Origin of the sequence: Coleofasciculus sp. (assembly GCF_046565525.1) — a bacterium.
Taxonomy (GTDB): domain Bacteria; phylum Cyanobacteriota; class Cyanobacteriia; order Cyanobacteriales; family Coleofasciculaceae; genus Coleofasciculus.
In genome coordinates, this window is record NZ_JBKHUP010000061.1 from 18,274 (window position 1) to 43,856 (window position 25,583).

The window sequence follows — 25,583 nt, forward strand, 5'->3', positions numbered from 1 at the left end:
CTTGATATTTAACGATGAGTATTATTACCAGACGTCCCTACTGTGGGGAAGCAGACTTAGACGCGATCGCACCCTTCCTGAAAACCTGTGCCGCCGTTGATCCGCCCGACGAGTAGTCTCCAGTATCTGACATATTAATGCAATTTGATGCGCCGTTAGTGGATCAGCAACGGGATATTCGCTTGTGGGAAGATGGGGATGGTCAATTAATCGCATTGGCGGGGTTGATGATTCCCGCAGAGGGCGATGTCTTTGATGGTGTTCTCTGGTTCCGTGTTTATCCCAAGAAGTTGACTCTCTCTACAGGCAAATTACGGCTTGGGCAGAATCACGAATGCCAGACTCAAGAACGTCGTCTGGCGGTAAAATTGCTCTCTGATGCAGGCGTTGAACAAGGCGAAGCTATAGCTTGACTAGAAAGCTGCGATTTCACACCTAGATTTTCCCTCAGTAAGGTATCTTAGTTTACAGAGGTTATCACACTCAACAAAGCAATGGTTACACGGCGAGAAACCCTGAAAAATGCAATAGACAAGCTGAGCGAGGAGCAACTAGAAGTCGTCGCTGCTTTCATTAACTATCAGCTTGGGCGAGTCAGCTTATCAACTCCTATTTGGGAAAGATTCACACCAACGGAACGGGCGAGATATTTTCGGGAATGGGTATCACAACTACCTAAAAATAGTCCAAGTTTATCAATAGAAGCGATTAGTCGAGATAGCATTTATGAGGAATGACGCGATACCTGCTAGATACTAATATCGTCCTACGCTTGTGTAATCGTTCGGATTTAGATCACACTCTAGCTGTAGATGCCGTTAATCAATTGCTGAACCAGGGTGACGAGTGTTTTCTTACAGCACAAGTCCTGATTGAATTTTGGGTAGTTGCTACCCGCCCAGTTGAGGTCAATGGTTTAGGATGGACAACAGAGCCAGTCCATGACATAATCCAACAACTTCTGCTTCAATTTCCTTTATTGGAAGAGTCTCCAGACATTTTCCCCAACTGGTTACGTTTAGTCAGTGCCAACAAAGTAATGGGTAAACGTACCCATGATGCTCGAATTGTTGCCGTCATGTTAGCCCACGCAATTACACATCTGCTGACGTTTAATCCCAAAGATTTTACAGTCACACAGAACATCACTATTGTACATCCTCAAGAATTAATCAATCCTTAACGTACAAGTTGATTAGTAGCCAATTTGTTGGGGGACAGAAACCTCTTCAGATTGGGCGGTGAATGTCTTGGAACCATTGTCGGGTATACCTTCCAGATTAATGCAGCCAACCCTAATTATTTCTCAATCCCGTAGCCATGTTGAGACTTCAGTTTAGGCGTTCTAGGCGAGTAAACGAGAAATATCTTTAACTGTACTCGCTAAAATATCCGCCGCTTGATCAATTTCAGCTTCTGTCGTAAATTTCCCGATTCCGATTCGTAATGCTCCCTCAATAACATCTTCAGGAAGATTCATCGCACGCAAGACATGAGAAGGGGCTTCTACGCCTGATGAACAAGCTGATCCCCTGGAAATGGCTAATTTTCGACGTACTCTGGCGATCATGGCACTGTTGGGAATACCTGGAATAGAGATATGCAGGTTTCCAGCCAGACGGGAGTTAATATCTCCATTAATTAGAAGTTCGGGAATTTTTTCTGCTAATTGGGCTTGCAGGCGATCGCGTTTAGTAGTGATCGCGCTCTCATCTTGTACCATCTCCAACTGTCGCAACCGACAAGCTTCCCCTAAACCGACAATTCCAGGCAGATTCAGCGTACCGGATCTTAATCCTTTTTGATGTCCTCCCCCAAATAGGATTGGCTCTAGGGTATAACCTCGTTTGAGTACCAAAGCGCCAATGCCTTGAGGAGCATAAAATTTATGTCCTGACACAGCTAAATAGGTGATTCCCCATTCAGCAACGTTAATCGGAATTTTACCTACGGCTTGGGAACCGTCGCATAAGAAAGGAACATTATGGTTCTGGGCAATACGACCAATTTTTTCAATGGGATAGATGTTCCCAATTTCGTTATTAGCTGCCATAACGCAGAGCAAGGAAACCCCATCCCGACAGGTTTGTTCAAGGTGGTTTAAATCTAACCTGCCTTGGGAATCAACGCGAAGGTAAATAATTTCTGCCTGTCTTTTTTTCTCTAATGCTTTACAGGTGTCTAAAACCGCTTGGTGTTCTACAGGAGAGATGGCAATGCGGGGTGAAGAGTCATGACTGGCGGCGATAGTCCCTTGAATTGCAAGATTAATACTTTCGGTTGCCCCCGATGTAAAGATAATTTCTTTCGGGGATGCGCCCACTAATTGAGCTAGATATTGAGCAGCTTGGGAAACGGCTTGGGCAGCGCGATCGCGTCTTCAATGCCATACTCTTCTAAAGTACGGCGGAGGGCTTGGATCAACATTTTGCCTAGGTCAGCTTGGACTTCTCCACTAATACAAATAACAGTGCTATTGAACTTTAAATCAGTGATATGACCAATCCGGGCTAAAGCCTTGAATAGTAGCTAAAGACATCAAAGGATTAATCGTTAGTTCGTATGCCTTCCTTAATTTTTCGATGTCGAGTAGATCTTCAGCATCGCTCATCTTTAACTCAGAAATATGGAATTCAACGGCTTTTAACCATTTTTGATGACTCAGGACTAGAAGAGACAGGAAAAAGAGGTATTTATAAGATGTGGTGGTGTTTGAAAATAGGCGAGATAGTGCAACTACATCAACTTGATCTGATTCGGGTAGCTGTCCAGAGTCAAGTCTGATCAAGTTCATAGGTGCGTTGGTTGTCAGATGACCTAAGTAAAGCTCAACAAACTCTCTAGAGGCTTCTGGATCAATGATTTGAATAGCTCTGACAATCTCCGCGACGGTTTCAGCAGTGGGATCTGTCTGCTCATGAAACCAACGAAAGACAATAGGACGCTCAACCCCCAACTCTGTAGCCAGTTGGCTTTGGCTGATGTCGTAAGACGTTAAGACTTGTTTGAGTGCTTGACCTGCTTTTCCCATAGTTTCAATTATGGCAGAGCCAAGCTAACCTTTAGTTAGCATTTATGATAACATTTGATGTTATCAAGTAAAACAACAAAGAACAAAAATGCAAACACCTTTTAACTGTGCTGTCTGTGGACAGCTTGTAGCTCCTCGCTTGGCTCATCCTGCTTGTAGCAAAACTTGCGGGAGCGAACAATGCAAAGCAACGTACTACAGACAATGTATAAGAGTATTCGATCAACATCGCCAACAGCAACGGATCAAAGAGTTTCAACAACGAGGTTTTGATATGGTGACTTGTGCTGTATGTAACCGACAATTTGAAATGATTGGCTATAAACATCTAAAGACGCATGGTTTAACGGTTCAAGAGTATGCAGAACTTTATCCAGATCTGCCAAGGCTTAACTCTCGTATGAAACAACAACGGGGTAGAGAGTAAAAAAAGAGATCTCGATATTTGCAGTATAACGGGAAAAAGATTGATCAGAAGTTTCATGAGTTTATAACGGGTTGTCTGTTGGGGGATGGTTCACTTGAAAGACAATCTAAGAGACGTAATGCTCGTTATGCTGAAGGGGGAAGCAATCAGAAATATTTGGAATGGAAGCATAATTTCCTCAAACAATATTTTCCTTGTTCTTTTGATGAGCGTTTGTCGTCACCCCACACCAAGACGGGAAAACGATATCAAGGTTGGTGGTTAAAGACAACGGTACATCCTGAGATTACTAAACTTCATTCACAGTGGTACAGTTCACAAAAAGTTATCCCAACAGATATCATCCAAAAATATTTAACTGATTTTGCGCTTACAGTTTGGTTTTGTGATGATGGCTGTTCAACCGAGGGAATCTTCTTTTATACGTTTGGTTTTTCTGAGCTAGAGGTAAAATTATTAGCTGATATTCTTAAATCAAGGTTTGGTTTATCATCTAGCATTCTGGAAAATCAGCGAAACCAGTTTATGATCCGCTTGGATGCTGAATCAAAAAAGCGATTCAGGAAAATTACTTCTAAGTTTGAAATTCCTGGGATGCAATACAAACTTATTTTTTGAGGAAGTGTCAATTTAAAACTAAGGTTTTGTTGAGTTGAGAATTATCCTGCAAAATCTCCTCCTGCAACACTTTCTCGACTAACTGATCCAGCTTCTGGGATTGATCATGCTCAACCCACACCAAACGGTGAGTTTCTTGTCCATCCGGTTGGGTTACCGTAATACGACGCGCATCAAACCCATCCCCCTTCCGAGTTTCGTGATTTAACGCTTCCAGATTCTTAAACCGCCGCGCTAAATCTGATAGTTTAATTTCAAACCCCGTGACATTTTCATCCGTCCATGACTCCACTGGCTTATCGGCGAAAATCGTTACCAAGGCTGCTAACCACTCCCCGTCTGTCTTCTCCTCATCCACCGCCCTTTTGGTAAACAGATCCAGTGTTCCCCTCACACATTTTCCCACCAAAGGACGCGATCGCACCCGCAATTCTTCCCGTAGCTTTTGTTCCCGACTACTGACCCCAAAAGCATTGTGCAGTAAGCGTTGACATTCACTCAACAAGCCTTCGTAAGCCGTATTAATCTCCCGTAGTACCTGCACCAGTTGCGAACGCAAGCTTTTGGCAATAGTCCCATCATCCCCGGCGTCTGTCTCAATCGGCGGTAAATTGAAGGACTTGGGTAACTGGGTAAACAACAACTCATCGGGTTCAGTTGTATCCTTGAGTGCAGTCAAAACCCTCTGCGCTTCCTGACTAATTCGCTTGGTTTGCTTCGTATAAGCCGGAAGCCGATTAACAAATTGATATAAAGGAGTCACAACCGTTAACAGCGTAGCATTGCGGATTTTCCCTTTCTTAAGCTTCGATTGGCGTAAAATCGCTTCGAGTTCCTTAAACACCTGCGATCGCAACCCCACAACTTCAAAATACTTCACCGCGTACCGCGAGGGATCTTTGACCAATAACTCAAAATGTTCTGAACCCAAAATCGGAATATACGTCCCATCTCGATAAACCCCCAGATCATCAACATGGTGTAGCAAAACCGCCGCTAACATCACCGGAATCGCCCCAGGTTTGATACCGTAGGGTGCAGCCGCTAAACGCTGATAAATTTGGTCAAGGGTTTTGGGTTTCTCTTTAGCGGATAAACAAAACTCCTCAATCGCTTGCCAAAAGGAACCCACTTTAGACCCTTCCGAGGGTGGGTAAAAGTCCCACTCCCCCTCCTCCTGGCGGTGAATACCAGTTTCCCCTAACAGGGAATAGTACATACTCACTTCCGGACCATAGCCTTCTAGCCCTAACTTTTCCTGATTCCCCCGTTCAACCATTGCTGTAATCAGTTCCCGTCTAGCTTTTGCGCCTTGGGAGGTGAGATCCCGGCGGTTAATCAGTTCATTCCAGAGAATCGGACTTTGATCATAGACGCGATCGCACAGGTCGGACAGCTTGGCATTAAAATCCGTAATGTGACCAATCCGTTCTGCTTCCCCCTGTACCCAACATTGCTGGTCATTCCCGGTCATCTCAAAGGCTTGCGCCAGGGTTTCATCCAAAAGCTGTTCGGCTTGAACCACCCGAAATCGTACTTCTTTGCGGGCTACCCCATCCGATTGTAATTCTGATGCTGTATCTTGAATCGCTTTCAAAGCCGCATATTCTCGGCTACGTAAGCGAAGAACATCTAGTTTGGCTGCACCCAGTAAAACCAAAGGTTTGCCATCGTCAGTCACGGCGGGAACCTGAGTTGGTGATTCATCATCCACCCAATATCCCACATAACCATCCGCATCAGCACTGTCGCAGCACAGTTGCGTTAAATCCGATGTGGTATCCAGATAATGCCGTTCAAAATAGCGTAATGTCCCTGTTTTATAACTGTGCCGTTGTACTACAATTGGTGGCAATGAACGTAGGGATGATAGCAAATTGACCAAGGAAGAACGGTCTTTTTCCAGATACTGCGAGAGTTCCTGATCAACATTAAAATCAGACCCCTGCCAAATTCGCAGTTCATCCATTGTGCGACGATGGGTAATCACTCCCCTTCGCAAAAGACCCTCAATCACCGTTTCCCAATAGGCAATTTGATCCTCGTTATTGGGAAAGTCACACATTGCCAACGTGACTAACCGCTTTGTCGCCCGAGTCGCCCCAGTTGTTGTCACCAGATTCAAAATACCAATCGCTTTCAGCACCTTGAGATAATCGGGTTCTAAATACCTCGCATCAGCAATCAAATCTTGAATTTCCACCCATCGTTGTAGATTAGGACGAGATGCCAGTCCCATCCCCGCCGCTTCAATGAAATAGTCATAAATCCAATCTAATTTCAGAGTCGGTAAACTTAAACTCTCCCCGTCAAGACTGACCGTTTGGAGAAAGTTTCTCAAGCCATAAGGTTCAGCACTGGTGAGGAAGGTAAATAAGGAACGGTCATTTTGGGCATAACGATGGCAGAGTGTCGGTAACACCAAGGCGGATAGAGGATGTAGGGGATAAACGCCCTTAAAGATATTAGTTGGCAGTTCCTCTCCTGTCAAAACCGATGCTAATCCCTCTGACCACTCGTTGCCATAATTATGCAAACCACAGGCAATTTTATCAGAGCCTTCAAAGTTAATCACTTTCTCGATTAACCGCATCATTTGTCCGGCAGATTCAGTAAACGGAATATCCTCAAATCGCCCCTGAATCTTCGCCCATTCATTCCGCTGAACTGTAGCTAATCGTTGTCCATACTCGGCAAAGGCTTGATGGAGAATACCTAAAATATAAATCGGAGTTTTGCTATCTCCAGGAAGTTCCGCTAATTGTTGTAAGACATAGAGGTCTTCTGTCCCTTGATTATAAGCAGCATATTCCAGATTTTTACCTAATTCGTCAATAACCAGAAATACCCCTGTATTCGCTGCTTTAGCAACATCCTGGACTAACTCAAGAATTTCCCGATGTTTAATGATTTCTCCTGACTCAATGTCGGTTACCAAGTCCACCAACTTAGAAAACACAGGAATTTGATTCCGCTGTGCAGGAGAACTCCAAAACGTCTCTGCTCCTCGCAGCAATCCCCGCACAATTGTATGACTCATCGGTTCTCTTGCGGCTGTTGCTACAGCTCGAAATAAACCCTTTTCCGGAAGTTTGGTTAACGCTTGATAGTCACTACTTTCTGCATCTAATGTATGCCGAGCAATTTCTAAAGCAGAGGAACGCATCTGACTCTGAGCAGGGGCGCAAACAGAGGTAAGATAATGGGTAAACGCAGACTTTCCGGTGCCATAAACACTGGTTAACGTCCAAGCATGATTGGCTTCAGCCGTGGTTAAGCCTTTTAAAATTCGTCGCAAAGCCTCCACTGCTCGTTCCGTCAAAACATAACCCTTTAAAGCGTCTGGTCGAGTTAAATCTCGCTCTAAGTTCACTGAACGAGAGTAACGACGGTTGAGACTAAAATATTGTTCAAGCGTTTGACGATTCATTGATGACCTCTCGTTCGGTAATACTGATTTAATATCTCTTCTGTAAGTACAGTTGCGTCTTGAGTAAACGAAAATTGGACTAATCCAGCGGTATCAGAAAGGGCAAGTCCTTTCCTGCTACGAGATGTTTTCTCAATTGCTTCGGCAATCGCACTTTCGGGGAGTTTAAAGACAACCCCAGGACTCCCCGTGTCGTAAGTCAGACTAGAAACTGAAATGGTTTTTGAACTGCCACAACTTTGAGCATAATCTAAACAAGCTGTAACAATAATCTCAGCCGGAAGATTGACTTTTTGTCCAATACGGAAGGTATAGTATTTAGCGTCTACTGTCATCCGGATAATTCCTAGTTCGGCAAAAGGGCAGTCAATTGAGTCTTCTATTAATTTCGTTTTCCCTTCTGGCTGACTATACATACGGAGAATACAGGTGACATCTTTCTTGAGAGACGATTCAGCGGTACGAGTTCCTAATTCAGTTCTATAGTTTTTGAGTCCTCTGAGCAAATCGTCAGCAGTAAATTCAACGTGACGGAATACATTAAAGGCGTAGTACCAAGCAGCGGCTTCACAAGGCGGTTTAAGCAGAGACCAATGAAGTAACCATAATGAAGCTGGATCTTCGAGGAATGGATCATAACCCCTATCATCGAGAAGTTTCCACCCGAAATCAGTCGGATTGTCTTCTTCTAGAACCTTAAACGCTTGACACCAGTAGCGAATAGAACGTACCATGTTTTTCCCCACCCCTAAAATAACGGGGGCATCGTCTTTTAGAAATACGCTGGAGTCTTGACGAGCCGCATCAAATCCTTTTTTGAGCCAACTAAACCTTGGGTGGAAGGTTTCGTGGCGGGCAAAAATAGGGGCAACTTCTTTTGGTGAAGTCTCTGCTGGGGATGTTCGGGTCACTGTAACTATTTCTTGATCAATTATACGGTTTAGTACAAATATACCCTGTCAAGGCTTTTTTGTAAACCCCGAATAAACTTTATTTTTTCGTCTTTAATTTTTTTAGGAAATATCCGAAATAACTATCCCAATTAAAAAATGAATAACATTATTCCCATATAATTTATTCATTGATAATACTTTTATGAAAAAGGCTAGAAAAATAAATTTTAATAAATATAGCGGTTTTTAGTAGTCAATTGATTGGGGGACAGAAACCTCTTCAGATTGGGCGACGAGTTCACCCGATTGGGTGAATCGACAGGATGAAGTGCTATTCTTGCTCCAACTTGTAGTATACATGTAGTAAATTACGTATGGAGTTGCACAAATTGCAGCAACACACAGTCAAATTGCTTATGTTAAGGATATTTAACGATGAGTACTATTACCAGGCGTCCCTATCAGGGGGAAGCAGACTTAGACGCGATCGCGCATCTGATCAATACCTGTGAAACCGTTGATCAGCTTGAAGAAGGCACATCTGTCACGGAACTCAAGCAATCCTTTGATGACCCCTGTATTGATAAAGAACGGGATCTCTTTCTTTGGCAGGATGCCGATGATCAGCTTATTGGTTTTGGTCGGCTGTGGATTATTCCTACTGATACTCTGATTGATGGATTTCTAGGGTTTCGGGTTCATCCGACAGCACGAAGCGGTGATTTAGAGGAACAGATTATCGCCTGGGCTGAGGAACGCTTGCGCCAGGTGAGTCGAGAACGAGGTTTACCTGTAAAAGTGCGCTGTGGTTCTCGCGCCGATAAAACGGATCGGATTGCCATTTTAGAACGTTGTGGTTTTAAGCGCGATCGCTACTTCTTTAGCATGGTGCGAAGTCTCCAGGAACCCATCCCAGAACCCCGATTTCCAGAAGGCTTCACCCTGGGTTACAGCAAAGGAGAACAGGATGCTGAGGCGTATGTAGAACTGTACAACCAGACGTTTATCGATCACTGGAATCATCATGAGTTAACCGTTGAGCGAGTGCTACATGAATTACAAAGCCCATACTACAAACCGGAATTTAGTCTAATTGCGATAGCTCCAGATGGGACGTATGCGGCGTTCTGCTATTGTCGTATTAATCCTGAAGAGAATCAACGCAACGGACGCAGTGAAGGTGAGATTGCGGTTCTAGGAACCAGGCGAGGCTTTCGGAAGCAAGGATTAGCACGAGCCATGTTATTGGCTGGGATGCAACAACTCAAGGCGGCTGGTGTGGAGACAGCCAAACTGGGCGTTGATGCGAAAAACGTGTTGGGGGCGCTGCGGCTTTATGAATCCGTTGGCTTTAGTACCGTAAAGACTCATATTAGCTTAGTGAAAGAGTTGTCAGTAGTCGGCTGACAGTTAACGGTGAGGCTCGTCATTCGTCATTTGTTGATTGGGGAAAACTCTTCGCTTCGCTAATCGGGCGTAGTACCTGTGTAGGGGCGGGTTTTACTCTTATCGTTTCTAGCTTTACCCATAAGTGACTCGCGCCCGCCCCGACTAACGTGTTCCAGACGTTCCACCGCCCGACCAATATGTTCCAGACGTTCCACCGGAACGTCTCTACAGGCTTACCCCGCCCCCTGCATCTTTACCCCAGGAACTCCCCAAAAAAAAATTTTGTCCAGTCTATTGACAAATATGTAGTATTTATGTAGTATAAATATATGACAGAGAGATGAGAGACAAAACTCTCTACCTCAAAAGCCCAGTCTGAACCTTGAAAATTGAATAAAACGTCGGAAATCTTCACGAACGTCAATCAGGATGTTTTGAAATCAAAATCGGTTCATTATGTTACTCCTGTATACCCCGCTGGTTCGTCAGGTTCTCACTCCTTTAGAGTGGGATACTAAACCAAATCAGCGTAATTTAGACCCATCTATGACGGAAAAAGAGCGTTTAGCTTCCAATTATATCAGTCAAAATCAAATGACTGATAAAATCCGTCACAGCCAAACGGTCTATTCTTTAGAGCGGCGTTTCTTAATCTAAAAAATATCAGTGTTTGTGAATCAAAATCAATGCTGGTAGTTTGAGGAAAATGAATGCGTTTGCTCCTGAGATAGATTGATAAACACCAATCGAATCAATTTTTAGGAGGTGCCAGCATGGTTCACATTCGCTTTGAAGGTCGTTCCTATGATATTCCAGAAAATCAGCTTGGTGTCGAAGTTGAGATGAAGGATAATGCTGTCAAGGAACGCATTGCTCAGTATTTTGATGTCGGACGCGATCGCTTAACTGCTTATGTTGTAGATCGGCGTCCCAGCGGCGACCTAATTATCCGTCCAGAAGCCGTTTACGGTTAAATAAGACAGCATCAGCAATGATCGGAATTCGCGCCCCAACTGGAGAAGCCTACAAACTGGTAACATCTGACTTAACCTCAGATAGTAGGTTCAATTCCTGCCCTCTCCGCCTCTTGGAGAGGTGTAAAAAAAGCTTCTTTGACTTGCGCGAATTCCGACTCAATACATAGCGAGATTTATGGGTGCGATCGCGCCCCAACTGGAGAAGCCTACAAACTGGTAACATCTGACTTAACCTCAGATAGTAGGTTCAATTCCTACCCTCTCCGCCTCTTGGAGAGGTGTAAAAAAAGCTTCTTTGACTTGCGCGATCGCACCCATCCACTCAGATTTTGGATGATTACAGATAACGGTAAATTTACCGAATTCCCTTCAATCCAAAATCTAAAATTTAGAATTCAATATCCCGCGCCCTTACTTGTGAAGCTTACATACTGTTCCGCCTACGAAGCGGGAGGTTGTAGGTTCAAGTCCTACTAGCTGCACTCAATGCAGCTATAGCTCAAATGGATAGAGCGCCAAGTAATACGGCTTTACTAACTTGCGCGGGATATCTCTTATTTGCAAGTGTTAAAATCAACTTCGCGCCCTGATCCAAAAAGCTTACATACTAGCCATAGGAAAAGGCGCTTGATTTAAGCTCAAGATTATGCAGGTTCAAATCCTGCGTATGAATAACGGCTTTTTAAACTTGTGCGAAGTGATTCATCCATTCAATTTTGCCCAAAGAAATAAAGAGCGCTAACGCGCCCAAACTGAAAAAGCTTACATACTAGCTCACTGGTAGAGCAATCGACGGTAAATCGGTGTGTTGCGGGTTCGATTCCCGTGTATGAACCAACAGCTTTTTTGACTTGCGCGTTAGCTTGAACATTATGGGGGAAACGTCGATGTCAGTCAAAACGTTTGAAATTCTCGAACAACTTAAATCATTAACCCTGCTGGAAACCTCTGAACTGGTTAAGCAAATTGAAGTCACATTTGACGTCGATGCTTCCCCAAAAACCATGTTCTATAACAGCGTAGTTTCTCCAGTCCCTATATGCTCATACTCTCCACCACAACCTACTGAAGTTAATGTGATTTTAGATCATGTTCCGGCAGAGAAGAAAATTTCGATTCTCAAAGTGGTACGGACGCTAATGGGATTGGGGTTAAAGGAAGCCAAGGATTTTGTTGAGTCAGCACCACAAGTGGTGAAGGAAGCGATTACGCCAGAAACCGCAGAAGAAATCAAGCAACAGTTAGAACTTGCTGGGGCTGGGGTTTCTGTTCAGTAGGAGATTTTGAGTAGGCGCGATCGCATAAACAAATCCTGGACATTCCTAGAGATAGAACCTGTGATTCAAGTATTTGAAAATGTCACCTTTGGTTCGGATTTAGGGGCGACCCCCTTGCACTCACTAAAAACTCCCGAAACAGGGCTCTTTTACAAAAATTACCAGTTTTGAAGAGCATGTTATCGGTAAAACCCACCCCTACAGACGATCGGGTCGCCCTTTACTCAACCCCATCTTTACAAAAATAAATGGCAGTTGTCGCCGCGCCCTAACCGGGAAAGCTTACATCCTTACCCTGTCACGGTAAACCTAACAGCTTTCTGAACTTGTGCGGCACTATTTTTTAGTCAAAACGTGCGACATTTGCCTCCATTCTTTTCATTAAAGGAGGTTGTCATGAATACCGCAGAACGCGACTTGCGTTTGGAAATGCTCAACAGTCTGTTAACCACACCTCACCGAGAGTTGAACAAGGTTGCAGACTTGCACAAAATGATGGTGGAACTTGACCCCATTTTCTATGGACACCTCGGTGTATGGTATCAAAATGAAGGGGATGTTCGTGATCACAAAGAAGTGTTTGTGGGGAATCTGTTGACCAGTCAGTTAACAGAACACCGAGAAGCCGGATTCATGTTGCTGCAAACTTTTCCACCTTACCAAGTGGCGCGAATTGTGGACTTCATGAAACAGCACCAGCAAAAGGTTCCCCGTTCAGCTCGAACAGCAGTACGGCGTTATTTGCAAAAGCGGGAAAAACAGCCCCCATTCTTTGATCGGGCTGCATTGCGGGGACGCAAGTCAATGAAGCACCTCTACGCCAGCTTGCATATTAAGCCCAATGAGCGTGCTAATGCCATCCTGTTTAAGGATGCGCCTCCTGAGGATAGCCTTGCTTTTGCGCTCAAGCAATTGGCAAAAGCAGCGACTCCTACCGAACAAGCGCGGCAGATTGTGGCACATAATATTCCCTATACGATTGCCATTGGTGCGGTTAAGCAAATCACGCCCACTGTATTAGTCGCCCTGATTAATTCCATGACACCCCAAGAGGTGATTAATAACCTCAAGTCTCTCAAAGCGCGGGGAGCCATGGATCACCCCCAGGTGAAGGCGTTGATTGATGAAAAGCTGATTGCGGCTCAATCCGATAGCCGCGTATCCGCCCTCAAGGGACGAGTTGCAGCCGAAGCAGCGGGGTTAGATCTCGCCACTACTGCTCAGTTAGAGCGCGTCATGGATGAGCAGGTGAAGAAGCGGGGCAAAATCGCCAAACCGACGGCGCTGTTGGTGGATAAGTCTGGCTCCATGCATCAAGCCTTGGAGGTGGGTAAGCACCTGGCTGCTTTGATTTCGGGCATTACGGAAGCGGAGTTGTTTGTCTATGCCTTTGACACAATGCCCTACCCGGTTAAGGCAAGCCTGAGTCGAGATACCCGATTGGGCGATATCTTGGCGAATAATCTGCCGCAGGAGCATCTCTACAGCCACTGGGAGCGTGCATTTCAGCACATCCAGGCGGGGGGTGGTACTAGCATCGGCTGTAGCGTCGAGGCGATGCGTCGGCGTAAGCAGTTGGTGGAGCAGTTTATCTTGGTAACTGATCAAGGGGAAAACACGGCGCCCTATTTTGGTAACGCTTTTGATGCCTATTGTCAGGAGTTGAATGTGCTACCAAATGTGATCATCGTCAAGGTAGGGAGTTCCTATGACTGGATTGAACAAAAGTTGCGGGAACGGCAAGTGCAAGTAGATACGTTTACCTTTGCGGGTGACTACTACTCACTGCCAAACCTGATTCCGCTTTTGTCTCGCCCTTCCCGGTTGGAGTTGTTGATGGAAATTCTGGAGACTCCGTTGCCTGTAAGGGATGATTAATTGTAGGGTGGGCATTGCCCACCTTACTAGCGTGGCACAGCTACAATAGTGCGGTATATTTTAGGGAGTTTCTGGGCGCAAACCTTGGGTCTCTACAAGGACTTGAGATTCTCAAGAATGATAGTAATACAGATGACTTAATTGCTTTCATGCAAGACAGAAATCTACCTGTTGATGATATTGAAGCTTTAAACATTGCGGAGGATATTTTGAGTAATCCACCTGTTCAGGGTTATCTCACTATATCCAATGCTTTACAGTGGAGGCTTCAATCAGGTAAAAGTAACTTTGATATCTCAGAGTGGATGCTGATTCAGCATCTTGAATGGTTGAAAGGACGTACTGGCATCATTGCCATGTTATGTAAAACCGCTGTAGCTCGAAAAGTATTAGTTTATGCTTGGAAACATGCTCTCTCTCTTCAAGAAGCCCGACTTTATAAAATTGATAGTTCAAAATATTTTCATGCCGCAGTAGATGCTTGCTTATTTGTCCTTGACATTGGAGACATAATACCATCCGAGTTTAACCGCAAGAGTTCAGTTTATAAAAAACGTCCACCGTTTTCGATTTTTGGGGTAGGATCTTATACTTTCTCTCCGTGGAAAATAGCTATATCTGGTTTTTACAAAAAACTCAATTTTAAATTAGTTAGACCTATTGGTGGTAAGCCAGTTGTCTTAGATGATACCGTTTACTTTTTGCCCTGTTGGTTTGAGCAAGAAGCACAGTTTATTACTGAACTCCTTAACTCAAATTTCGCCACTCTGTTTCTTGAGTCCATGATTTTCTGGAGCGATAAGCGACCGATCACGATTGATGTACTCAAACGTCTTAATATTCAGGCGCTTGCTCGTGAGCTGAATCGAGAGGATGAGTATATTTTCTATGTTAAACAAAGAATGAATGAAGGTGGTAACGGATTAGATAATGGATGACAAATGACAAATAACCTGATTGGGTGAGGTGAAGTTTTCACCGCCTGTGATAGCTTGACTTAAGGTTGTATTACAATATAATACAATATCTGAAACTTACCCTAGGGCTTTTCAAGGTGACTCTATTCTCTTGACAATAAAGCAAACAATCGGCGGTGTAATCATCATTACCTATGACTCTGACAACAGCTCAACCTCAAACCCAGTCCGTGGTACTCACAGCTTATGAGTTGTGGAAATCTTACGGTTCAAACCATGTTGTTCAAGGTGTTAATTTTACCCTAAATTCGGGAGAAATTTTGGGTCTGCTTGGTCCCAATGGTGCAGGAAAAACCACGACAGTAGGAATGCTCTATGGTTCAGTAATTCCCAGTCGGGGTTTTGTGCAACTCGGACAGTATCAAATCCAATCTCAAGGGCGTTTGGCGCGTTCCTCGATGGGTATAGTGACTCAAGAAGATAATCTTGACCCCGATTTTAGTGTCTTCGATAACTTGATTTTCTTTGCCCATCACTACCGAATTGTCGGCAAAGCGGCTCGGAAACGGGCAGGGGAGTTACTGGCACAAGTGGGGTTGCAAGACTATGCTAAACATCGGGTTGATGAACTCTCTGGCGGTATGAAGCGGCGTCTGGTGTTAGCACGGGCGTTGATTAATCAGCCACAAGTGGTGTTTCTGGATGAACCGACAACTGGGCTTGACCCCCATGCGCGGCAAGATTTTTGGAAGTTAGTCAGTCAGCTTAAACAAAAGGGCTGTGGCGTGCTATTGACAACCCACTATATGGATGAAGCGCAACGATTGTGCGATCGCCTTATTTTACTCCAACAGGGTAAAATGATTGACCAAGGCACTCCTGAGGAACTGATTGAGCGTACTGTTGGCACAGAGGTGGTAGAAATTGAGGGCATTTCAGCAGAAATCCTCCAACAACTCGCCCATCAGTATCAAACGTGGTATCGCTCTTTTGGCAATGGTTACCTGATTGGCTTACCAGCAGACAATCCCCACCCTCTTTGGGAATGTCTGGATGCTACCAATCCTTTTAGCTTAACCCGTCGCCATACCAATTTAGACGATGTATTTTTGCACCTGACAGGTACATCACTTGAATAATGCGTCATTCGTCAAAGAATTCTCCCATTTCGTCTGGGCGGGTTTATTAGCATCTGAGTGGCAACAAAGGATTGGAGTCAAACCCGCCCCTACAGTCATCTGTTAGCTAATGGAGCTGCCACAAAGGATTCATTCAAAACAAAATCTTTGAAATCGCAAATAAAAATGAAAGGTATTTCTGTTACCCCTTGGGGAGTTTACTCAGTCTGGCATCGTCATGCCAGGGTTTATCAGAAAACTTGGCTGGTAAATAGCTTACCTCCGCTTTCTGAACCGATCATTTATCTCGTCGCTTTTGGCTATGGGCTTAGTCCCTTAGTCGGCGATGTCACCTACAACGGTGAAACGGTTTCCTACTTAAAGTTTATTGCCCCTGGTATGATTGCCATTGGTGTGCTATTCCAATCCTTTTTTGAGGGCGCTTTTGGCAGTTTTATTCGCCTGAAATTCCAAAAAACCTGGCAAGCTCTACTCACAGCGCCGTTGAGCTTCACAGAAGTGTTTTTGGGGGACTGGCTATGGGCAACCACCAAAGGCATCATCGCGGGTAGCTTGACGGGATTAGTTGCGGTGGTGTGGGGACTCTACTCAGGCTGGCATTTACTGATATCATTACCCCTGATTATTTTGGGGAGTATGCTATTTGGCGTTATGGGACTGTTCACGGCGGGAATCATGCGAACAATTGACCAAATTAACGTGCCACTTTTCTTATTTATCGTCCCTATGTTTACCTTCTGTGGGACTTACTTTCCGCGTGAAACGTTACCGCCTATACTGGGAAATATTGCCAATCTATTGCCCCTTGCTGCTCTGGTTGACCTATTGCGCTGGCCCCTAGGCTTATCCAATTTCTGGTTTGTGAAGTTAATCGGGCTACTCTTAGGAATGGGTCTTTTTGCTGGGTTGGCTTGGCGAAAGATTTATCCCCAGTTGTTTCGTTGATTCTATCTGTATCTGTTCTAATGGGAAGCACTCTTTAAAATCTAGTCCGCACAGGCGGACTAGATTTGCGTGGTTCCGCGATTTTAATCGCCAAAGTCCAAAAGGGGGTTACTTGCTATTTTCCCCCGTAATAAAAAGCAATTTCTTTCTCTTTAAGGGGGGCAAAGTCAGCATCGATAAGCATTTGATTGAGTTCGTCTTGGGAAATATGTTTTGCTCCAATCCGGACAATCCGCGATCGCATCGTGTTTGATACCCCGCTACGCTGTCGGTTGGCTTCGAGTGCCATCACTTGGTTGTAGAGTTCCAGTTTAGCGGCGGGAATGGGACTTCCGTCCAAGTCCACTCCCTTCGCGATCGCGTGATCAACCGCATCTGCACCTAAGTTGGTTTCTGGGGACATGTTTAGAGGATTCTAAGTGTTGTATTGAGGTATATTATCAAAAGCCAGTATTTGAGTCTGGGAATGGGCGACCAGGGATTCGAACCCTGAACCACCGGATTAAGAGTCCGCTGCTCTACCGTTGAGCTAGTCGCCCTTCGTTCGCTTTAGATTACTATAGCAAAATTTAAACTTAGTAGAGCTTGTCTATGGATCTTCTCGTGACATCATCCCACAGCCAATCAAAGATTATGCTGTGGGACTTATAGCTCCCCAAACCCCTCACCCCTTAAGATCACATCTGATCCTTTAAACTCGATTCCCGGCTGTCTTGGTTTGAATCTAGAGAGGTTATTGTATGCAACTAGGTCCTGGTTTTTGGGCAACGTTCTATTATTACTTCACAGGGATGACCCTAATTGTTGCTCTTTTAGCCTCCCAAGTTCTGGGGCTAAGTTTAACCCAACCCCTTCCTTATCGTTATGGTATTACTCTCGGTCTAGTCGCCGGATTACTGGGTGCTTACTTTAATCGCAGCGTGACTCTCTCTCTAGAATTCAAGAATAAAAAAGTATTTACTCAAACTCTCAACATTACCCTAGCTGAGATGGGTTTTGAACCTCAAGCAGAAATCAATAATTTTCTAGTTTACCAACGTCCGGCTTTGCGTAACGTTTTTTCGGGTAAAGTCTTTGTGCAAATTGAGAAGGGTATGGCTACAATCGTTAGCCGCGCCAGTACAATTAAAAGATTGCGTCAAAAAATTGAATCTTAGCCGAAATTATAGCGGGCTACGTCTGGAACTTCAATTCCAGTTACCATAGAATGAATAGAGATTGCATAGCCCTACCCTAACCATGTATGAACTTGAACCCATTCACAAGCGCTTTCCTCAAGTGCCAATAGAGCGGCGGGTGTGTGCCTTCCTCATCGATTTTGTCGCCGTTTGGCTGGTTAGTTCGATGGCGGGTGGAAATGCTTTTTTGCAAATGCTAGTATTTATGGCGCTTTGGTTAGGGCTGCGGGTGGTATTGGTATCGAGCAATCAGGGTCAGAGTTTGGGGCGCTGGGCATTGGATATGAAAGTGCTCGATGCTAAATACGGCAAACTTCCAGGGCTATTGACGCTAAGCAAACGAGAAGGCATTCTGGGCTTTTGTGCGCTCTTAGCCATGATTGGCTTAAATATCGGTTTGGCGAATGGTATCTCCTTGCTGCTGTTAATTGCGCCCTTAGGAGTCGATTGTGGCATAGCTTTATCGGAACCGGAAACTCAGCAAGCCTTTCATGATCGTATCGCCAAAACCATCGTGATTCAAACCCGTCGCGGGTTTTCCCTCGATCTGCGTCTGAAGCGATGGGTTGCCCAAATTCGGCGTCGTATGCAAAAATAAGAGATTGTGTTTAAATTCACTCACACCCTGATTTAATTTCTTAGAAGTAAGACTATGGCAAGTAAGAAAGGAGTCCGACTCGTTATAACCTTAGAATGCACCGACTGTCGCACTAACCCAGACAAGCGATCAAACGGTGTCTCTCGCTATACGACAATGAAAAACCGTCGCAATACCACAGGGCGTCTAGAACTGAAAAAGTTCTGCACTCACTGCAATAAGCATACGGTGCATAAAGAAATAAAATAGCCATGAACGATGGCAATGCACTCTAAACTAAACTTGATGACCACAAATCCCTAAGAACTGCCCATGACCTACTTTCGCAAACGTCTTTCTCCGATCAAGCCTGGAGATCCGATTGACTACAAGGATGTGGAATTACTCCGCAAATTCATTACCGAACGGGGTAAAATTCTGCCTCGTCGGATTACAGGTCTTACGTCTCAACAGCAACGAGCTTTGACGCGATCCATTAAACGCGCTCGCATCTTAGCATTATTACCTTTCGTCAATAAAGAGGGATAATGCGGCTTAAAAGAGCTTAGGGTGAGGTGCGGTGAGACAACCGATCTCTGATTAGACGGTGGTGTCAAATGATTGAATCCTTTGATGCCCCGTCTAACCCTTTTGGGATTACCCCATCACCCGTTAGACTAGGTAGAGAGTCTGATAACTCCACACACTGACTCTGAGGAGTACAGTGGGGGCTTCTAGAGGAGCCTTTCTAAACATAAAGATAAACGACCGGGATTAGCGAAGCTGGTGGAAAAAGGAACACTTATAGAATTTCGTGTGCAAGGAGATCGTCATCTAGCGATCGTAGACCGTCCAGATGGCAAAACGCGCTGGACGGTTATTGACGAACGTGGTCAATCTCACACGCTTCATCCCCGGCAAGTTACCTACGAAGTCCAGGGTGGTAAATTTGACGTATCAGAAATTTCCGACTTTCTCAGTCAAGTAGAACCTTATCTCGATCCATCCAGCCTAGAAGTGGCTTGGGAATTGCTGGTGGAAGAGGGAGAAGCTGTAACCTGTGCACAAATGGCACAGCTTTTGTTTTCTGACCAAAGCCCACCCCTATGTTATGCCGCTCATTGCTTGCTATCGGAAGACAAACTCTACTTTAAACAAAAAGCCGATAGCTACGAACCCCGTCCAGCAACTAAGGTAGCTGAAATTAAACATCAGCAATTAGCCACCGAATCGAAGCAGCGAGAGCAAGAGGAATTTTTAAAGCGCACTCAGCACAAACTCAACGGCGAAGCGGTAGACTGGCAAGAGAGCGATCGCACTCGCTTTGATCTGCTCGAACGGTTTGTCCTGTATCCAGAAAATGCGTCTCGTGTAGCCCAAGATCTATTAGCTACCCTAGATCGCCCGCAAACTCCCCAAGCGGCGTTCGATCTGTTGGTAGACTTAGGGATTTGGACTCCTCACGAGAATCTGTTTTTGCGGCGCTCATCTTACCCTGTTCACTTTCGTCGTGAGGTGCTTGACTTGGTGCAACAATACTTGGATTCTCCGCCTCCCGACCCTGATCAAGACCGTTTAGACTTAACTTATTTGAAGGTATACACCGTTGATGATGAGAGTACCTCAGAAATCGACGATGGGTTGAGTTTAGAACAACTCGAAGAGGGTAGAGAGCGTCTGTGGATTCATATTGCTGATCCAACCCGCTTGGTTAGACCCGAAGACGAACTGGATAAAGAAGCCCGACGGCGCAGTACCACTCTCTATTTACCGACGGGCATGATTTCCATGTTTCCTGCGGAACTGGCAACCGGTCCAATGAGTTTAGTGGAGGGTCAAGTCTGTCCATCCCTGAGTTTTGGCGTGATCTTGGATGAAGATGGCAGTATTGAAGAGTACCAGATTCACCCCAGCCTGATTAAACCCACCTATCGCCTCACCTACGAAGATGTGGATGAAATGCTGGAACTGGGGGTGAAGGCAGAACCGGAAATTGCCGCGATCGCGAAATGGGCAAAGCGTCGCCAAGAATGGCGATCGAGTCAGGGTGCGATTAGTATCCACATGCCAGAAGCGGTGATTAAAGTCCGGAATCAAGATGAGATCATCATTCAGGTTTTAGAGGATTCCCAGGCGCGGCTAATGGTCGCAGAAATGATGATTCTAGCCGGGGAAGTCGCTGGACGCTATGGTCAAAGCCATCAAATTCCCCTCCCCTTTCGCGGACAACCCCAGCCGGAACTTCCCTCTGATGAAGAATTGCTGGTATTGCCCCCAGGTCCAGTGCGCTTCTGTGCTATGCGCCGCTGTATGCCTCGCAGCGAAATGAGTATTACTCCCCTGCGTCATGCAGGTTTGGGTTTGGAAACTTATACCCAAGTTACCTCTCCTATCCGCCGTTATACCGATTTGCTGAATCATTTTCAACTAAAAGCCCACCTGCGCGGTGATCCTTTACCCTTTTCGGCTCAATACCTGCAAGAAACCATGCAGAGCGTGACTACAGCCGCATCAGAAGCCGCGATGGTGGAACGCCAAACCAATCGCTATTGGGGATTGGAATATTTACGGCGTCACCCGGATCAAGTGTGGCAAGCGTTAATGCTGCGTTGGTTACGCGAACACGACAACTTGGGCTTGATTCTGTTGGAAGATTTAGGGTTAGAGTTAGTCATGCGGTTTAAGCGGTCCGTTAGACTGGGCGATCGCTTAGATGTTCAGGTAACTCATGCTGATCCACGTCAAGATGTGATTCAGTTTCGAGAACTGATGGATCAAGCAGTTGAACCTGCGGCTACATAGATTGTCAGTTGGTGTAAAAAGTCGTAGGGGAGAAGCATTCGCGTCCAGATGTCTCGGTTTTCTACCAAAGTCCCGGCGCGAATGCTTCGCCCAGACCCAAGTCAACCAGACGTTCCCCATTCCCTGTTCCCCGTTCCCTGTTCCCTGACACATGACAAATGACGACTGGCTAGAAATTGGTAAAATTATTGCTCCTCAAGGGTTAAAAGGAGAATTGCGCGTCTATCCTAATTCTGATTTTCCCGAACGCTTCGAGAAACCGGGACAACGTTGGTTAAAGCAATCTCATGATAGCCAACCGCAACCTGTGGAATTATTAGGGGGACGTTACGTTCAGGGTAAAGGGATCTATGTGGTAAAACTTACTGGCGTAGACAACCGGGAAAAAGCCGAAGCTTTACGGGATGCAACCCTATTAGTTCCCCAGAGCGATCGCCCGGAGTTGGGGGAGAATGAATACCATGTCCTAGATGTGCTGGATTTAGAGGTTTTCCACCAGTTAACTGGGGAATTGGTTGGTGTCGTGGTGGATGTGATTCCGGCGGGAAATATGCTTTTAGAGGTTAAACTCCACCAGCAACCTGAACCAACGCCAGCTAAACCAGAAGCGCCACTCCCGAATAGAATTAGTAAGCAACGTAAAGCTAGGAAAAAACCATCTAAGCCAGTAACGGTTTTAATTCCTTTTGTTGATGAAATTGTCCCAGTAGTAGACCTTCAAAATCGTCGGATTGAGATTACACCGCCTCAGGGTTTGCTATGATTTTTTTTACTGAAGTATTTCTTTGAATAGAACCCCATCAATACTTTGGAGCAAACTTATCGATTCAATGGGAGAGCAAAACCCAACAATATCCCCTCTTTCTCCTGTATTTGTTGGGTTTATCTACGTCAACCCAACCTACAATAATGACAAAAAGGCGAAGTTAGCATCAAAACCATGAAAGCCACATCTGAATTCCCCACAACTTTACCCGATCACACCCAACTCCCAGAATCGGATGGCACGTTTGTGAAAAATTTCCAAGAACATCCTCAAAGTATTCTGTTAACCGAGTCCATCGAGCCGATTCTCCAACAACTGCACCCTGACGAGCGCTACTGTATCGGTCAAGACAGCGGTATCTATTGGCGCTTAACTGACCCACCTGAACGCGGAGCCGAAGCCCCTGACTGGTTTTATGTTCCCAACGTACCACCGACTCTTGAGGGTCAAATGCGGCGCTCCTACGTGCTGTGGCAGGAAATCGTTTCTCCCCTCATCGTATTAGAATTTGTCTCTGGTAACGGTCAGGACGAACGCGATCGCACTCCCTACGAAGGGAAATTCTGGGTTTACGAACAAGCCATTCACGTCCCTTTCTACGGCATTTACGAAGTAACCCGATCCAGCGTAGAAGTCTATCATCTGGTCGAGGGGCGCTACCATTTACTACCAGCCAACGAGCGCGGACACTACTCGATTTCACCACTGGGAGTAGAACTTGGCATTTGGCAAGGACGCTACAAAAACGCCGAACTTCCCTGGTTGCGGTGGTGGGATAGCGAGGGAAATTTGCTGTTGACAGGGGAGGAACGAGCCGAACAAGAACGCCAACGAGCCAACCAAGAACGCCAACGAGCCGAACAAGAACGCCAACGAGCCAACCAAGCCGAGCAAGAAAATGCACGTCTGCGAGAACAACTCAGGGCTTTAGGCATAGAGCCGTAAACGCTGTAAGTAGGTGGACACAATAAAAGCTAACGGTTCGTTATTTGTCATTTGTCTTTTGTACCTATCCATATCGCCATGTCCAAGACCAGAATTTTGCAAGAAGGACAATCTTATAGTCAGCTTAAGTAGTGAAGCAGCACGGCGGGAAGCTTTAGTCTTTCCAGTATTGCTACTCACATACTTGTGGGAATTGTCGCTGGCGAGTTGTCTGATGAATGAATGACCAATCTAGTTAATCAAGCCTTTTAATTAGGTGTCCGCTGTAACCCAATATCAAGGGTTTCGGCAATCCCAAAATGTTTATTAGCCGTGCCATTTTTATTAAGTATAAACCAGACCAAATTTTCTGAGGTGAAAACAGTTATAGCAAGTCGCTCAGCTTATGCTACTCTTAAATAAATAGAATTAAATAGAATTATTGAGGAATGCAGGATGTCAAGCCTCAAACCCATCGGATTTTCCATCGCGATCGCTACAGCGTTACTGTCTCTGGGCGCTGATAGTAAACCGATTCAAGCTCAATCCATAACACCTGCGGCTGATGGAACAGGTACTGTAATTACTAGCGATGGCAATCGTATCGATATCCAGGGCGGTACACTTTCCCCAGATGGGAGCAATCTCTTCCACAGGCTTGATAAATTTGGCTTGAGTCAAGGAGAAATTGCCAACTTCCTCTCTAATCCGCAAATTCGCAACATTTTGGCGGGAGTTGTTGGTGGGGAAGCGTCCCTAATTAATGGGTTGATTCAGGTTACAGGGGGAAATTATAACCTATTTTTAATGAATCCGGCTGGAATTGTTTTTGGCACTCAGGCGAGTTTAAATGTTCCGGCTGCTTTTACCGCCACGACAGCCAGCAGTATTGGGTTTGACAGTGGTCAGTTTAATGCCGTGGGTGACAATAATTATGCAGGGATAATGGGTTCACCCAATCAGTTTTCCTTTACTATGGAACAGCCAGGAAGCATTATTAATGCAGGTGATTTGGCAGTGGGTGAGGGGCAAAAGCTGACGGTTATTGCGGGAAAGGTGATTAATACAGGAACCTTCTGGGCACCTGGGGGAACAATCAGCATTGCGACTGTACCGGGAACCAGTCAGGTGGTGATTAATCAAGACAATATGGCATTGGGTTTAAGGCTAGATGTGACCGATTTAAATGATAATGGGATTGGTGATATCTCTCCTGCAAGTCTGGCGCAGTTAGTCACAGGTGGAACTCTCATTCCAGCCACAGAAATTCAAGTTGATGATCAGGGTCAAGTCTGGTTAGCCGCTTCAAATCAGCCAATTCCGACAGAAACGGGAACGGCTGTTGTTTCTGGAATGCTTGATGCTTCTGATAGTGGAACAGGGGGAACGGTTCAGCTTATCGGGCAACAATTAGACTTACATGATGCAGAAATTAAGAGTGGCACAGTATTGCTTGAGGCGATAGGGGATATCTCTCTTGTTTCTGGAACTATTGATGCTTCTGATACTATTACCTTTTCTGACGTTGGTGGCAACATAACGGCTACCACGACCAATGGAGGAGTTGCTCAGGGGAACATTTATATGGATGATGAAAGTATAGCTTTTTGGGTTAGTGATACTCAGGTAATTTTTGGGGACAATATTGTTAATAATCAGACCGATTATGACCAAGGTGGTAGTATAACTATTACCGCTACTGATGACATAACTCCTAACGGGAATGATTCGAGCGATGGTGGCAGCATAACTATTACCAGTGATGGAGGAATTACCAACGGGAACGGTTCTAGTAGTGAGGAAACTCCTGGCGGAAATTCTGGAGGGACAATTGTTCTTGATCCCGGAATCAATACAGAGATTCCAGACACTGATTCTAATACTTCTGAAGAGACTCTGAAAACGGATACTGAAACCGTTGGCATCAATAGGGTCAACTCTGAAATAGATCCAAAAACAATTGAAGATGATATCGATTCCTCAGATTTACCAATTAGTCCAGTTGTCAATAATGTTGTTGATGCAGCGATACAATCGGTTAATAGAACCTCGCCAAGTCTACCACTGACACTTCAACCAAGCGAAGTTGACCCGATACTTGAATGGACAGGTAATATCGTACAAGATTCACTAAGGGCAAATAACTTCAACAGAAATAGAGGACTAGAAGCGCTGGTAAACACTCAACGCCACTGGGATAATTTCCTGGAAGCGGTGAAGACTAAGGATGCTATTGGTATAACACACCAACGAATATCTGATGCAGTCATTAATCAGATGCAAAATGATATAGGACAAGAAATTAATCAAAGATATTGTTCTAGCGCCAGAAATGGGGTTGATTGCGAAGAAGAAAAAGTAAATCCCTGATGTTTTGTGGTAAATTGATTTCTTCTAGAGTATTGATCAATAAAA

25 protein-coding genes, 4 tRNA genes and 2 pseudogenes are annotated in these 25,583 nt (G+C 45.1%); 24 read left to right on the forward strand and 7 right to left on the reverse strand.

Annotated features, from left to right (window positions below):
* The first annotated feature begins 137 nt into the window (after positions 1–137).
* The 3 genes from ACLGGO_RS21170 to ACLGGO_RS21180 all read left to right on the forward strand — a co-directional run bounded on the left by ACLGGO_RS21170 (position 138) and on the right by ACLGGO_RS21180 (position 1,183).
* On the forward strand, positions 138–413 hold the full coding sequence (locus tag ACLGGO_RS21170) for a hypothetical protein (protein WP_446420797.1): 276 nt from the start codon (positions 138–140) through the stop codon (positions 411–413).
* A gap of 81 nt (positions 414–494) precedes the next feature.
* Entirely contained in the window at positions 495–737 is a 243-nt protein-coding gene (locus ACLGGO_RS21175) for a hypothetical protein (RefSeq protein ID WP_446420798.1), read from the forward strand.
* Positions 734–1,183: a type II toxin-antitoxin system VapC family toxin gene (locus ACLGGO_RS21180; protein WP_446420799.1), complete on the forward strand. Its 450-nt coding sequence runs from the start codon at positions 734–736 to the stop codon at positions 1,181–1,183. Before ACLGGO_RS21175 ends, ACLGGO_RS21180 begins: the two co-directional genes overlap by 4 nt.
* 162 nt (positions 1,184–1,345) lie before the next feature.
* Here ACLGGO_RS21180 and ACLGGO_RS21185 read toward each other — a convergent pair.
* Together ACLGGO_RS21185 and ACLGGO_RS21190 are read right to left on the reverse strand one after the other, a co-directional pair.
* Positions 1,346–2,374: pseudogene (locus ACLGGO_RS21185) on the reverse strand (cysteine desulfurase family protein); the annotation flags it as partial.
* A 114-nt stretch (positions 2,375–2,488) separates the two neighbouring features.
* Positions 2,489–3,031 (reverse strand): helix-turn-helix domain-containing protein, encoded by a 543-nt coding sequence (locus ACLGGO_RS21190; protein WP_446420800.1) that lies wholly within the window; start codon positions 3,029–3,031, stop codon positions 2,489–2,491.
* An 88-nt stretch (positions 3,032–3,119) separates the two neighbouring features.
* Here ACLGGO_RS21190 and ACLGGO_RS21195 point away from each other — a divergent pair, with 88 nt between their 5' ends.
* Together ACLGGO_RS21195 and ACLGGO_RS21200 are read left to right on the forward strand one after the other, a co-directional pair.
* Positions 3,120–3,458, forward strand: a complete 339-nt coding sequence (locus ACLGGO_RS21195) for a hypothetical protein (protein ID WP_446420801.1) — start codon at positions 3,120–3,122, stop codon at positions 3,456–3,458.
* Between the two features lie 18 nt (positions 3,459–3,476).
* Positions 3,477–4,076, forward strand: coding sequence for a hypothetical protein (locus ACLGGO_RS21200; RefSeq protein WP_446420802.1), 600 nt, complete (start codon positions 3,477–3,479; stop codon positions 4,074–4,076).
* Between the two features lie 7 nt (positions 4,077–4,083).
* Here ACLGGO_RS21200 and ACLGGO_RS21205 read toward each other — a convergent pair whose 3' ends face one another.
* Together ACLGGO_RS21205 and ACLGGO_RS21210 are read right to left on the reverse strand one after the other, a co-directional pair.
* Positions 4,084–7,506, reverse strand: a complete 3,423-nt coding sequence (locus ACLGGO_RS21205; protein ID WP_446420803.1) for a hypothetical protein — start codon at positions 7,504–7,506, stop codon at positions 4,084–4,086.
* Complete coding sequence (locus ACLGGO_RS21210; RefSeq protein WP_446420804.1) at positions 7,503–8,417, reverse strand: DUF4007 family protein; 915 nt, start codon at positions 8,415–8,417, stop codon at positions 7,503–7,505. The genes ACLGGO_RS21205 and ACLGGO_RS21210 overlap by 4 nt, the downstream gene beginning before the upstream one ends.
* A 417-nt stretch (positions 8,418–8,834) precedes the next feature.
* Between ACLGGO_RS21210 and ACLGGO_RS21215 the strand changes: the two genes are divergently transcribed.
* Positions 8,835–9,806 (forward strand): GNAT family N-acetyltransferase, encoded by a 972-nt coding sequence (locus ACLGGO_RS21215; protein WP_446420805.1) that lies wholly within the window; start codon positions 8,835–8,837, stop codon positions 9,804–9,806.
* A gap of 59 nt (positions 9,807–9,865) precedes the next feature.
* On the opposite strand, the gene ACLGGO_RS21220 is transcribed toward ACLGGO_RS21215, so the two are convergent.
* The gene (locus ACLGGO_RS21220) at positions 9,866–10,003 is read right to left on the reverse strand and encodes a hypothetical protein (RefSeq protein WP_446420806.1); all 138 of its coding nucleotides are present in this window, start codon (positions 10,001–10,003) and stop codon (positions 9,866–9,868) included.
* A gap of 241 nt (positions 10,004–10,244) precedes the next feature.
* Here ACLGGO_RS21220 and ACLGGO_RS21225 point away from each other — a divergent pair, with 241 nt between their 5' ends.
* The 10 genes and pseudogenes from ACLGGO_RS21225 to ACLGGO_RS21270 all read left to right on the forward strand — a co-directional run bounded on the left by ACLGGO_RS21225 (position 10,245) and on the right by ACLGGO_RS21270 (position 16,921).
* Positions 10,245–10,445: a hypothetical protein gene (locus tag ACLGGO_RS21225; protein WP_446420807.1), complete on the forward strand. Its 201-nt coding sequence runs from the start codon at positions 10,245–10,247 to the stop codon at positions 10,443–10,445.
* 116 nt (positions 10,446–10,561) lie between these two features.
* Complete coding sequence (locus tag ACLGGO_RS21230; RefSeq protein WP_446335055.1) at positions 10,562–10,762, forward strand: hypothetical protein; 201 nt, start codon at positions 10,562–10,564, stop codon at positions 10,760–10,762.
* A 41-nt stretch (positions 10,763–10,803) separates the two neighbouring features.
* Positions 10,804–10,871, forward strand: a tRNA-Leu gene (locus ACLGGO_RS21235).
* A gap of 92 nt (positions 10,872–10,963) precedes the next feature.
* Positions 10,964–11,031 (forward strand) — tRNA-Leu (locus ACLGGO_RS21240).
* Between the two features lie 497 nt (positions 11,032–11,528).
* Positions 11,529–11,602, forward strand: a tRNA-Tyr gene (locus ACLGGO_RS21245).
* A gap of 50 nt (positions 11,603–11,652) precedes the next feature.
* Entirely contained in the window at positions 11,653–12,042 is a 390-nt protein-coding gene (gene rplL, locus ACLGGO_RS21250; RefSeq protein ID WP_446420808.1) for a 50S ribosomal protein L7/L12, read from the forward strand.
* A gap of 396 nt (positions 12,043–12,438) precedes the next feature.
* Positions 12,439–13,920: a hypothetical protein gene (locus ACLGGO_RS21255; protein WP_446420809.1), complete on the forward strand. Its 1,482-nt coding sequence runs from the start codon at positions 12,439–12,441 to the stop codon at positions 13,918–13,920.
* Between the two features lie 101 nt (positions 13,921–14,021).
* Positions 14,022–14,201: pseudogene (locus ACLGGO_RS21260) on the forward strand (restriction endonuclease); the annotation flags it as partial.
* An 830-nt stretch (positions 14,202–15,031) separates the two neighbouring features.
* Positions 15,032–15,976, forward strand: a complete 945-nt coding sequence (locus ACLGGO_RS21265; RefSeq protein ID WP_446335059.1) for an ABC transporter ATP-binding protein — start codon at positions 15,032–15,034, stop codon at positions 15,974–15,976.
* Between the two features lie 165 nt (positions 15,977–16,141).
* Positions 16,142–16,921, forward strand: coding sequence for an ABC transporter permease (locus tag ACLGGO_RS21270; RefSeq protein ID WP_446335060.1), 780 nt, complete (start codon positions 16,142–16,144; stop codon positions 16,919–16,921).
* A 115-nt stretch (positions 16,922–17,036) separates the two neighbouring features.
* Here ACLGGO_RS21270 and ACLGGO_RS21275 read toward each other — a convergent pair whose 3' ends face one another.
* Together ACLGGO_RS21275 and ACLGGO_RS21280 are read right to left on the reverse strand one after the other, a co-directional pair.
* Positions 17,037–17,324 (reverse strand): small RNA NsiR4-regulated ssr1528 family protein, encoded by a 288-nt coding sequence (locus tag ACLGGO_RS21275; RefSeq protein WP_446335061.1) that lies wholly within the window; start codon positions 17,322–17,324, stop codon positions 17,037–17,039.
* Between the two features lie 64 nt (positions 17,325–17,388).
* Positions 17,389–17,460, reverse strand: a tRNA-Lys gene (locus tag ACLGGO_RS21280).
* A 201-nt stretch (positions 17,461–17,661) separates the two neighbouring features.
* Here ACLGGO_RS21280 and ACLGGO_RS21285 point away from each other — a divergent pair.
* The 8 genes from ACLGGO_RS21285 to ACLGGO_RS21320 all read left to right on the forward strand — a co-directional run bounded on the left by ACLGGO_RS21285 (position 17,662) and on the right by ACLGGO_RS21320 (position 25,538).
* The gene (locus ACLGGO_RS21285; RefSeq protein WP_446335062.1) at positions 17,662–18,078 is read left to right on the forward strand and encodes a hypothetical protein; all 417 of its coding nucleotides are present in this window, start codon (positions 17,662–17,664) and stop codon (positions 18,076–18,078) included.
* Positions 18,079–18,160: 82 nt separating this feature from the next.
* On the forward strand, positions 18,161–18,697 hold the full coding sequence (locus tag ACLGGO_RS21290; RefSeq protein WP_446420810.1) for an RDD family protein: 537 nt from the start codon (positions 18,161–18,163) through the stop codon (positions 18,695–18,697).
* Between the two features lie 54 nt (positions 18,698–18,751).
* Entirely contained in the window at positions 18,752–18,946 is a 195-nt protein-coding gene (rpmG, locus tag ACLGGO_RS21295; RefSeq protein WP_446335064.1) for a 50S ribosomal protein L33, read from the forward strand.
* Positions 18,947–19,009: 63 nt separating this feature from the next.
* The gene (gene rpsR, locus ACLGGO_RS21300; RefSeq protein WP_446335065.1) at positions 19,010–19,225 is read left to right on the forward strand and encodes a 30S ribosomal protein S18; all 216 of its coding nucleotides are present in this window, start codon (positions 19,010–19,012) and stop codon (positions 19,223–19,225) included.
* A 237-nt stretch (positions 19,226–19,462) separates the two neighbouring features.
* Positions 19,463–21,478, forward strand: a complete 2,016-nt coding sequence (locus tag ACLGGO_RS21305) for a ribonuclease catalytic domain-containing protein (protein ID WP_446335066.1) — start codon at positions 19,463–19,465, stop codon at positions 21,476–21,478.
* 151 nt (positions 21,479–21,629) lie between these two features.
* Complete coding sequence (gene rimM, locus ACLGGO_RS21310) at positions 21,630–22,241, forward strand: ribosome maturation factor RimM (protein ID WP_446420811.1); 612 nt, start codon at positions 21,630–21,632, stop codon at positions 22,239–22,241.
* A gap of 177 nt (positions 22,242–22,418) precedes the next feature.
* Positions 22,419–23,189 carry a Uma2 family endonuclease gene (locus tag ACLGGO_RS21315; RefSeq protein WP_446420812.1) on the forward strand — a complete coding sequence of 257 codons (771 nt, stop codon included), beginning with the start codon at positions 22,419–22,421 and terminating at the stop codon, positions 23,187–23,189.
* A gap of 435 nt (positions 23,190–23,624) precedes the next feature.
* Positions 23,625–25,538: a filamentous hemagglutinin N-terminal domain-containing protein gene (locus ACLGGO_RS21320; protein ID WP_446420813.1), complete on the forward strand. Its 1,914-nt coding sequence runs from the start codon at positions 23,625–23,627 to the stop codon at positions 25,536–25,538.
* Positions 25,539–25,583 lie beyond the last annotated feature (45 nt).

Excerpts from the sequence above, each read along its gene's own strand:
- ACLGGO_RS21170 (WP_446420797.1), top strand. The coding sequence starts at position 138 with ATGCAATTTGATGCGCCGTTAGTGGATCAGCAACGGGATATTCGCTTG.
- ACLGGO_RS21175 (WP_446420798.1), top strand. The coding sequence starts at position 495 with ATGGTTACACGGCGAGAAACCCTGAAAAATGCAATAGACAAGCTGAGC.
- ACLGGO_RS21180 (WP_446420799.1), top strand. The coding sequence starts at position 734 with ATGACGCGATACCTGCTAGATACTAATATCGTCCTACGCTTGTGTAAT.
- ACLGGO_RS21190 (WP_446420800.1), bottom strand. The coding sequence starts at position 3,031 with ATGGGAAAAGCAGGTCAAGCACTCAAACAAGTCTTAACGTCTTACGAC.
- ACLGGO_RS21195 (WP_446420801.1), top strand. The coding sequence starts at position 3,120 with ATGCAAACACCTTTTAACTGTGCTGTCTGTGGACAGCTTGTAGCTCCT.
- ACLGGO_RS21205 (WP_446420803.1), bottom strand. The coding sequence starts at position 7,506 with ATGAATCGTCAAACGCTTGAACAATATTTTAGTCTCAACCGTCGTTAC.
- ACLGGO_RS21215 (WP_446420805.1), top strand. The coding sequence starts at position 8,835 with ATGAGTACTATTACCAGGCGTCCCTATCAGGGGGAAGCAGACTTAGAC.
- ACLGGO_RS21225 (WP_446420807.1), top strand. The coding sequence starts at position 10,245 with ATGTTACTCCTGTATACCCCGCTGGTTCGTCAGGTTCTCACTCCTTTA.
- ACLGGO_RS21230 (WP_446335055.1), top strand. The coding sequence starts at position 10,562 with ATGGTTCACATTCGCTTTGAAGGTCGTTCCTATGATATTCCAGAAAAT.
- rplL (WP_446420808.1), top strand. The coding sequence starts at position 11,653 with ATGTCAGTCAAAACGTTTGAAATTCTCGAACAACTTAAATCATTAACC.
- ACLGGO_RS21255 (WP_446420809.1), top strand. The coding sequence starts at position 12,439 with ATGAATACCGCAGAACGCGACTTGCGTTTGGAAATGCTCAACAGTCTG.
- ACLGGO_RS21265 (WP_446335059.1), top strand. The coding sequence starts at position 15,032 with ATGACTCTGACAACAGCTCAACCTCAAACCCAGTCCGTGGTACTCACA.
- ACLGGO_RS21270 (WP_446335060.1), top strand. The coding sequence starts at position 16,142 with ATGAAAGGTATTTCTGTTACCCCTTGGGGAGTTTACTCAGTCTGGCAT.
- ACLGGO_RS21275 (WP_446335061.1), bottom strand. The coding sequence starts at position 17,324 with ATGTCCCCAGAAACCAACTTAGGTGCAGATGCGGTTGATCACGCGATC.
- ACLGGO_RS21285 (WP_446335062.1), top strand. The coding sequence starts at position 17,662 with ATGCAACTAGGTCCTGGTTTTTGGGCAACGTTCTATTATTACTTCACA.
- ACLGGO_RS21290 (WP_446420810.1), top strand. The coding sequence starts at position 18,161 with ATGTATGAACTTGAACCCATTCACAAGCGCTTTCCTCAAGTGCCAATA.
- rpmG (WP_446335064.1), top strand. The coding sequence starts at position 18,752 with ATGGCAAGTAAGAAAGGAGTCCGACTCGTTATAACCTTAGAATGCACC.
- rpsR (WP_446335065.1), top strand. The coding sequence starts at position 19,010 with ATGACCTACTTTCGCAAACGTCTTTCTCCGATCAAGCCTGGAGATCCG.
- rimM (WP_446420811.1), top strand. The coding sequence starts at position 21,630 with ATGACAAATGACGACTGGCTAGAAATTGGTAAAATTATTGCTCCTCAA.
- ACLGGO_RS21315 (WP_446420812.1), top strand. The coding sequence starts at position 22,419 with ATGAAAGCCACATCTGAATTCCCCACAACTTTACCCGATCACACCCAA.
- ACLGGO_RS21320 (WP_446420813.1), top strand. The coding sequence starts at position 23,625 with ATGTCAAGCCTCAAACCCATCGGATTTTCCATCGCGATCGCTACAGCG.